8 protein-coding genes and 1 pseudogene are annotated in these 7915 nt (G+C 56.0%); 5 read left to right on the top strand and 4 right to left on the bottom strand.

Annotated elements, in window-relative coordinates; all coding sequences use genetic code 11:
• From G113_RS17485 to ccoN, 4 genes are all read right to left on the bottom strand, one after another.
• Positions 1–208: cbb3-type cytochrome c oxidase N-terminal domain-containing protein (locus tag G113_RS17485; RefSeq protein WP_005907942.1), on the bottom strand; the 208-nt coding region annotated here is incomplete at its 3' end.
• Positions 208–387, bottom strand: coding sequence for a cbb3-type cytochrome oxidase subunit 3 (locus G113_RS17480; protein ID WP_005907941.1), 180 nt, complete (start codon positions 385–387; stop codon positions 208–210). The genes G113_RS17480 and G113_RS17485, both read right to left, overlap by 1 nt.
• An 11-nt stretch (positions 388–398) precedes the next feature.
• Entirely contained in the window at positions 399–1013 is a 615-nt protein-coding gene (gene ccoO / locus G113_RS17475; protein WP_005907940.1) for a cytochrome-c oxidase, cbb3-type subunit II, read from the bottom strand.
• 17 nt (positions 1014–1030) lie between these two features.
• Complete coding sequence (gene ccoN, locus G113_RS17470) at positions 1031–2455, bottom strand: cytochrome-c oxidase, cbb3-type subunit I (protein WP_005907939.1); 1425 nt, start codon at positions 2453–2455, stop codon at positions 1031–1033.
• A 289-nt stretch (positions 2456–2744) separates the two neighbouring features.
• On the opposite strand from ccoN, the gene G113_RS17465 reads away from it, so the two are divergent.
• From G113_RS17465 to pepN, 5 genes and pseudogenes are all read left to right on the top strand, one after another.
• Complete coding sequence (locus G113_RS17465) at positions 2745–3206, top strand: hypothetical protein (protein WP_005907937.1); 462 nt, start codon at positions 2745–2747, stop codon at positions 3204–3206.
• Positions 3207–3292: 86 nt separating this feature from the next.
• Positions 3293–3751, top strand: a complete 459-nt coding sequence (locus tag G113_RS17460) for a GAF domain-containing protein (RefSeq protein WP_005907936.1) — start codon at positions 3293–3295, stop codon at positions 3749–3751.
• Positions 3752–3853: 102 nt separating this feature from the next.
• Positions 3854–4495: an RNA chaperone ProQ gene (gene proQ / locus G113_RS17455; protein ID WP_005907935.1), complete on the top strand. Its 642-nt coding sequence runs from the start codon at positions 3854–3856 to the stop codon at positions 4493–4495.
• 8 nt (positions 4496–4503) lie between these two features.
• Positions 4504–6522 (top strand): carboxy terminal-processing peptidase, encoded by a 2019-nt coding sequence (prc, locus tag G113_RS17450; RefSeq protein ID WP_005907934.1) that lies wholly within the window; start codon positions 4504–4506, stop codon positions 6520–6522.
• A gap of 131 nt (positions 6523–6653) precedes the next feature.
• Positions 6654–7915 (top strand): annotated as a pseudogene (pepN, locus tag G113_RS17445) (aminopeptidase N); the annotation flags it as partial.

Here is a 7915-nt window from a genome sequence, read left to right as displayed (position 1 = left end):
GACCAATCACTATCATGAAGAGGAACATGTAGGTCCACCATTTGGGCAGTGGATTGTTCAGCTCTTCGATGCCGTCGAAGGCGTGGCCCATAGGTTGGCCCTCTTCGACACCCATCTTGTCATTGCGACACCACATGAGCAGCAAGAAGCAGCCCACTATGGTACCCAGTGACACCAAGGTCACAAAAATGCTTAACAGAGTGCTCATTATTGCTTCGCTCCTGCGTTCTTGTTATCAGCACTGGGTTGCTCGTCGTCGGCAAAAACCAGGTTGGCAGCCTCTTCAAAGGAGGCTTTGCGGCGCTTGCTGTAAGCCCAGCCGATGATGCCGAACATCATCAGCATCAGCAGCAGGGTGTAGAGGCCGCGAAAGGTGCCGTAATCCATATCCATACTCCTTATTTCAGGGCATGGCCCAGTGATTGCAGATAGGCGACCAGGGCATCGAGCTCACTCTTGCCTTTTACCGCGTCCTTGGCACCTTCGATGTCTGCATCCGTGTAGGGCACACCGAAATGATCCCGGAACAGCGCCAGCTTCTTGCCGGTCAGTTCACCGCTCAAGATATTGGTCTCAAGCCAGGGGAACGCGGGCATGTTGGACTCGGGAACCACGTCGCGCGGGTTGTTCAGGTGAGCGCGGTGCCAGTCATCGGAGTAACGACCACCGACTCGGGCCAGATCCGGACCGGTACGCTTGGAGCCCCACAGGAAGGGGTGCTCCCAGACGCTCTCTCCGGCAACCGAATAGTGACCATAACGCTCGGTCTCGGCGCGGAAGGGGCGGATCATCTGGCTGTGACAGACGGTGCAGCCTTCGCGGATGTAGATGTCGCGACCTTCCATCTGCAGGGCGGTGTAGGCCTTGAGGCCCTCCACCGGCTCATTGGTCTGCTTCTGGAAGAACAGCGGCGTGATCTCGACCAGGCCCCCCAGGCTGATGGCAAAGATGATGCCAATCACCAGCATGGGGACGCTTTTTTCAAAGATTTCGTGACGATTATTATTGCTCATGCTTTAACCCCTTCAGATCAGGCTGGCTGTGCGACGGGTTCGAGAGAACCCTTGGGCGCAGTGATAGTGCGATAGGCGTTATAGGCCATCAGCAACATACCGGTGACGAAGAAACAGCCACCCAGGAAGCGCACGAAGTAGAAGGGATAGGAAGCCTGCAATGCCTCCACGAAGCTGTAAGTCAGGGTGCCGTCATCGTTGACCGCACGCCACATCAGACCCTGCATCACACCGGAAATCCACATGGCGACGATGTAGAGCACAGTGCCGACGGTGGCCAGCCAGAAGTGGATGTTGATCAGACGCACGCTGTACATCCGCCCCTGGTCGAACAGGTTCGGGATCAGGTGGTAGACCGCACCGATGGAGATCATGGCAACCCAACCCAGGGCGCCGGAGTGAACGTGACCTATGGTCCAGTCGGTGTAGTGGGAGAGGGCATTGACCGTCTTGATGGCCATCATGGGGCCTTCGAAGGTGGACATGCCGTAGAACGACAGGGAGACGATCAGGAAACGCAGAACAGGGTCATAGCGCAGTTTGTGCCAAGCGCCGGAGAGGGTCATGATGCCGTTGATCATGCCGCCCCAGGAGGGAACGAACAGAATGAGGGACATCACCATCCCCAACGACTGTGCCCAGTCAGGCAGCGCCGTGTAGTGCAGGTGGTGCGGACCGGCCCAGATGTAGAGGGAGATCAGCGCCCAGAAGTGCACGATGGAGAGGCGGTAGGAGTAGACCGGACGACCGGCCTGCTTTGGCACGAAGTAGTACATCATCCCCAGGAAGCCGGCGGTGAGCAGGAAGCCGACCGCGTTATGGCCATACCACCACTGCACCATGGCATCGGTGGCACCCGAGTAGACGGAGTAGGACTTCATTCCGCTGACCGGGATCTCCAGGTTGTTGACGATGTGCAGCACGGCCACCGTGATGATGAAGGCGCCGAAGAACCAGTTCGCCACATAGATGTGGGAGGTGGTGCGTTTCATCAGAGTACCAAAGAAGACGATGGCGTAAGAGACCCAGACCACGGCGATGGCGATGTCGATGGGCCACTCCAGCTCAGCGTACTCCTTCGAGCTGGTGTACCCCATGGGCAGGGAGATGGCAGCGGCGATGATGATGGCTTGCCAGCCCCAGAACACGAAGCCGACCAGCGGACCACCAAATAGTCGGGTCTGGCAGGTGCGCTGTGCCACATAGAAGGATGTCGCCATCAGCGCGCTGCAACCGAAGGCGAAGATAACCGCGTTGGTATGCAGGGGGCGAAGGCGGCTGTAGGTCAGCCAGGGGGTATCGAAGTTGAGGGCAGGCCAGATAAGTTGGGCTGCAATCAGTACCCCTACCGACATGCCGACAATTCCCCAGACAATAGTCATGATGGTGAACTGACGGACAACCTTGTAGTTGTACTCAGGGTGGTTTGTTGTATGGCTCATCGTTGTATTCCGCTTCCGATGCTGCTGTTGTTTGATTTTTGTCCTGTGACAAGGACTGACAACTAAATTCATCAGCGACTGCCTTCCGGTTGTTAACGTCTGTTAACGAAAGGAAAAGCAAAAAGTAGCTAAATGAAAAATTCGATGGGAATGATACTGAACCAGCAGGTAAAATAACAGTATAAACAGTGATATATTTGGCTCCGCCCGGAGTCGTATCGTGCCATTTTTACCATGAGTAAGATCACGAAAATGGCATTTTAAAGTTAGCTTACAAGGTTGTTTTTTAATGAAAGAGAGACTGACTTCACGCAAATTTGCTCATCTCCTCATAGTGATGACCATTTTGCTGGGTCTGATGGCCTATCGAACCTGGTTTGCTGCGGCGCCAGCGGCGGCGGATAGCCAGAAAAATGATCAGATCTGTGATCTATCCCACAGCCCCTGCAGTGCCACTATCGCCGATTTGCCGTTAACAGTGTCACTTGCGAACCCCTCAATTCGACCGGAACATGACTTCCAGCTGCAAGTCAGCGGCGTGGCTCGAGGGTTGATGCCGACCAAGAGCTGGCTGGAGGGGCAGGAGATGTTCATGGGGCGTATCCCGGTATCGTTCAGCCAGCAGGGGGAAGGATTGTGGCTGGCCAGCACGCAGGTGGGGGCCTGTACCAGCCATCGCATGGTGTGGTTGCTCACCATTGAATGGAACAATGGCCAGCACCAGCAGATGGCGTTGTCGGTGACCCGTTAGAGGACAATCACCGTAAATTTAATTTGAATTTTTCAGGCAGGGCGGTACCTTGCTCTGATTATCAAGGGAATCAAGACCATTTCATCATGATTGAAAAACAAAACTTTTATCGACTGCTCAACCTGCAGGCCCAGGCGCTGCTGGAAGGGGAGCCGGATCTTATTGCCAAGCTGGCCAACCTCAGCGCCTTGCTCAATCAGGAGTTGACCGAGATTAACTGGGTCGGTTTTTACCTGTTGCAAGGAGAGACCCTGGTGCTGGGTCCCTTCCAGGGCAAGCCCGCCTGCGTGCGGATCCCGGTGGGTCGTGGTGTCTGCGGCACTGCTGTGGCACAAGGCGAGACACAGCTCATCGATGACGTTCATCAATTCGAAGGGCACATTGCCTGCGATGGGGCCAGTAATTCGGAGATTGTGATCCCGCTGCGCCGTGAGGGTGCCATCATCGGGGTATTGGATATTGACAGTCCCGTTTTCAATCGTTTTGACCAAATTGACCGGCTTGGGCTGGAAGAAACGGTCAAAATATTGGAACGCCTGCTGTAAGTTAAGTGCGAGATGGTTCGCAAAAGGTCCCAAGCTCTCTATAATGGGGCCTTTGTTGTGCCCGGGGTTGCCCGTGCGTTTATATGAAAGCCAAGGTTATACATGGAAAACACTGAAAAGCTGAAGAACAGTAAAGAGATCGTCGCCTACCTGGTCGAGAAATTCCCGGCCTGCTTCATCGCAGAAGGAGAGGCCAAGCCACTCAAGATTGGCATCTTCCAGGATCTGGCGGCGCGTCTTGCTGACGACGAGAGAGTCTCCAAGACCATGTTGCGCTCTGCTCTGCGTCAATACACTTCCAGCTGGCGTTACCTGCACGGCCTCAAAGCTGGCCAGGCTCGCGTCGATCTCGATGGTAACCCGGGCGAATTGCTGACCGAAGAGCATATCGAGCACGCCAAGCAAGCATTGAAAGAGAGCAAAGACAAAGTCTTCGCCAGTCGTCGTGCCAAAGATGACAAGAAAGAGCAAAAAGGCGAGGCCAACGCCGATGCCAAGCGCGAAGATAAACCCAAAAAGCCTCGTCGTCCTGCGCCGCGCAAGACCGAGACCGCGCCTGCTGCTGCCCCTAAGCAGTATCGTCAGGCCGAGGCGGGTGAGCTGAAAGTCGAGCAAACCGTCAATGTGGTACTGGGTAAGTCTCCTGTCCCGGCGACCATCAAGGAAATTACCAAGGATGATGTGCAGGTTCAGCTGCAGACCGGCATGATGCTGCGCGTCAAATTCGAGCATCTGGTTCTCTAAGGAGACAAATGTTGAAGCATGGCGTAATTCGTTTCTCCCTCGTCGCCTGTAGCCTGGCTATTGCCGGGCTTGCACAGGCCATCGAGCCGGTGCTCAAGGAAAGTGATTTGCCTGTGTTGGCTCAAGAGAGCCAACATGCTACGGCTAGCAAGCGAATTGCCAATTTGTTTACTCGCTCCCACTACAAGCAGTTCAAGCTGGATGATGCGTTCTCAGAAGTTGTCTTCGACAAATATCTCGAGAACCTGGATTTCAGCCGTAACCTGTTTTTGGCCTCTGACATTCGCCGGTTTGATAAATACCGTGACGGCTTCGATACCGATCTGGAGCGTGGCCGCCTGGCGCCCGCTTACGATATGTTCAATCTGGGTCAGCAGCGGCGCTATGAGCGGTTCGAATACGCCCTAAAACTGCTCGATACCCCCTTCGATTTCACCCAGAAAGATGAGTATGTCTTCGACAGGGAAGGGGCTCCTTGGCCCAAAGATGAAGCCGAGCTCAATGAGCTGTGGCGTCAGCGGGTCAAGTTCGATGCCTTGAGCCTCAAGCTCAGCGGCAAGGAGTGGCCCGAGATCAAGGAGTTGCTTGGCAAGCGTTACAACAACGCCATCAAGCGGATGTCCCAGACCGAGAGCGAGGACGTGTTCCAGCTGTTCATGAACTCCTTCTCCCGTGCCATCGAACCTCACACCAGTTATCTGTCCCCGCGCAACGCCGATCGCTTCAACACCGAGATGAACCTCTCGCTGGAAGGCATTGGTGCCGTGCTGCAGGCCGATGATGACTTCACCGTGATCCGCTCCCTGGTCCCGGGTGGCCCGGCGGCCAAATCCAACAACCTCAAGCCCGATGACAAAATCGTCGGCGTGGGTCAGGAAGATGGCAAGGTGGTGGATGTGATTGGCTGGCGTCTCGATGACGTAGTCGAACTCATCAAGGGGCCCAAGGGCAGCAAAGTGCGCCTCGAGATCCAGCGTGGCAAGGGTGCCAGCGTCAAGACCGAACAGGTTGAGCTGACCCGTGACAAGGTGCGTCTTGAGGACAGGGCGGCCAAGTCCAAGGTGATCAAGGCCGAAGGCAAGAAGATAGGGGTACTCGAGATCCCGAGCTTCTATGTCAACCTGCACGATGATGTCATCAAGGAGCTGGCCAGCCTCAACAAGCAGAAAATAGATGGCTTGGTGGTGGATCTGCGCAGCAACGGCGGTGGCGCCCTGACCGAAGCTTCGGCCCTGAGCGGTCTCTTCTTTGCCAGCGGCCCCGTGGTGCAGATCCGTGATCACATGGGTCGCATCTCGGTCAATGGTGATGATGACGGTCAGATCTATTACGGTGGCCCCATGTCGGTGCTGATCGACAGATACAGTGCCTCGGCGTCCGAAATCTTTGCCGCTGCCATGCAAGATTACGGCCGCGCTCTGATCCTGGGGGAGAACTCCTTTGGCAAAGGCACTGTGCAACAGCATCGCAGCCTGGCCAAAGTGTATGACTTCTACGATCACCCACTGGGTCACGTGCAGTACACCATCGCCAAGTTCTATCGTATCGATGGCGGCAGCACCCAGAACAAGGGGGTGGCTCCGGACATCAGCTTCCCGACCCCGGTCACGCCGGAGGAGACGGGTGAGAGCCGTGAGTTCCATGCCCTGCCTTGGGACAAGATAGCCTCGGCCGACTACCAGAAGATAGGCAGCTTCACCAGTCTGCTGCCCAAGCTGGAAGCGGCACACCAGGCGCGGATCAAGACAGATCCGGAGTTCGCCTACGTGTTACAGGACATCAAGGAGTATCGTGTCGAGAAGGACAAAAAATCCCTCTCCCTGAACGAAGCGGATCGCCGCGCCGAGCAGGACAAGCAAGATGCGCTGGCCTTGTCGCGGGCCAATGAGCGCCTGACTCGGATGGGCAAGCCTGCCATCAAGAGCCTGGACGATTTGCCCACCGATTTTGAAGCACCGGATGAGTTCTTGCTTGAGTCTGCCAATATCACGGCAGACCTGGTCAAACTGGCGCCAAAAAACGAGTAGTCACGAACAGTCATAACGAACAGGGCGACATCACAGTCGCCCTTTTTATTGCCGGAATGTAAACCATTTGACCGAAGGGGAGGCTTGTGACAGCCTCGTTACGCCCATAACAAGCGTGGAAGCACATAATAATGACCGATCATCATCAGGCCATGAAGGCCAAATATCGCCAGGATTATCAAGCACCTTTCTATTGGATCGACAGCATAGATCTCGACTTTCAGCTCGAAGAGCCCCTTTGTCGGGTGACGGCCATTTCCCGTATTCGCCGCAACGGCGAGCACAATGAAGTGCTGACACTGGATGGTGAAAATCTGCAGCTGGTGAGCATCAGCATCGACGGAGTCGCCTGCGAACAGTTTGAGTTGACCGACAACCAGTTGCGGCTCAGCAATTTGCCCGCCGAGTGCGTGCTGACCATAGTCACCGATCTGGATGCCGCCGCCAACACGGCGCTGGAAGGGCTCTACAAGTCCGGTGATGCCTACTGCACCCAGTGCGAGGCGGAGGGCTTTCGCCGCATTACCTATTATCTGGACAGGCCCGATATCCTGGCCCGTTACAGTACCCGCATCACGGCCGACAAGGCCAAGTACCCCTATCTGCTCTCCAACGGCAACAAGGTAGCGAGCGGCAATCTGGATGGTGGTCGCCACTTCGTGCAGTGGCAGGATCCCTTCCCCAAGCCCAGCTACCTGTTTGCCCTGGTCGCCGGTGACTTCGATGTGCAGCGCGATCACTTCGTGACCATGAGCGGGCGCGATGTGGCCCTTGAGATCTTCGTCGACAAGGGCAATCTTGACCGCGCCGGTTTCGCCATGGAGAGCCTCATCAACTCCATGCGCTGGGACGAACAGCGTTTCGGTCTCGAGTACGACCTCGACATCTACATGATTGTCGCGGTGGACTTCTTCAACATGGGCGCCATGGAGAACAAGGGGCTCAACGTCTTCAATTCCAAGTTCGTGCTGGCCAATCCGCAGACCGCGACCGACAGCGACTATCACGGCATCGAGCGGGTGATAGGGCATGAATACTTCCACAACTGGACGGGTAACCGGGTCACCTGCCGCGACTGGTTCCAGCTCAGCCTCAAAGAGGGGCTGACGGTATTCCGGGATCAGGAGTTCTCCTCCGATCTGGGCTCCCGAGGCGTCAATCGCATCAATAACGTGCGCACCGTACGTGGACCCCAGTTTGCCGAGGATGCCGGCCCCATGGCCCACCCGATCCGCCCGGATGTGGTGATAGAGATGAACAACTTCTACACCCTGACCGTGTACGAGAAGGGCGCAGAAGTGATCCGCATGCTGCATACCTTGCTCGGTGAGGCGAACTTCCAGGCTGGGATGCGATGTTATTCGTAGCGCACGATGGCTCGGCCGCCACCTGC

The sequence above is a fragment of the Aeromonas molluscorum 848 genome, from assembly GCF_000388115.1.
Classification (GTDB): domain Bacteria; phylum Pseudomonadota; class Gammaproteobacteria; order Enterobacterales; family Aeromonadaceae; genus Aeromonas; species Aeromonas molluscorum.
The sequence above is the reverse complement of the archived record's forward strand: the minus strand, read 5'-3'. Positions and strand labels throughout refer to the sequence as shown.

Excerpts from the sequence above, each read along its gene's own strand:
- G113_RS17460 (WP_005907936.1), top strand. The coding sequence starts at position 3,293 with ATGATTGAAAAACAAAACTTTTATCGACTGCTCAACCTGCAGGCCCAG.
- G113_RS17465 (WP_005907937.1), top strand. The coding sequence starts at position 2,745 with ATGAAAGAGAGACTGACTTCACGCAAATTTGCTCATCTCCTCATAGTG.
- ccoN (WP_005907939.1), bottom strand. The coding sequence starts at position 2,455 with ATGAGCCATACAACAAACCACCCTGAGTACAACTACAAGGTTGTCCGT.
- ccoO (WP_005907940.1), bottom strand. The coding sequence starts at position 1,013 with ATGAGCAATAATAATCGTCACGAAATCTTTGAAAAAAGCGTCCCCATG.
- G113_RS17480 (WP_005907941.1), bottom strand. The coding sequence starts at position 387 with ATGGATTACGGCACCTTTCGCGGCCTCTACACCCTGCTGCTGATGCTG.
- prc (WP_005907934.1), top strand. The coding sequence starts at position 4,504 with ATGTTGAAGCATGGCGTAATTCGTTTCTCCCTCGTCGCCTGTAGCCTG.
- proQ (WP_005907935.1), top strand. The coding sequence starts at position 3,854 with ATGGAAAACACTGAAAAGCTGAAGAACAGTAAAGAGATCGTCGCCTAC.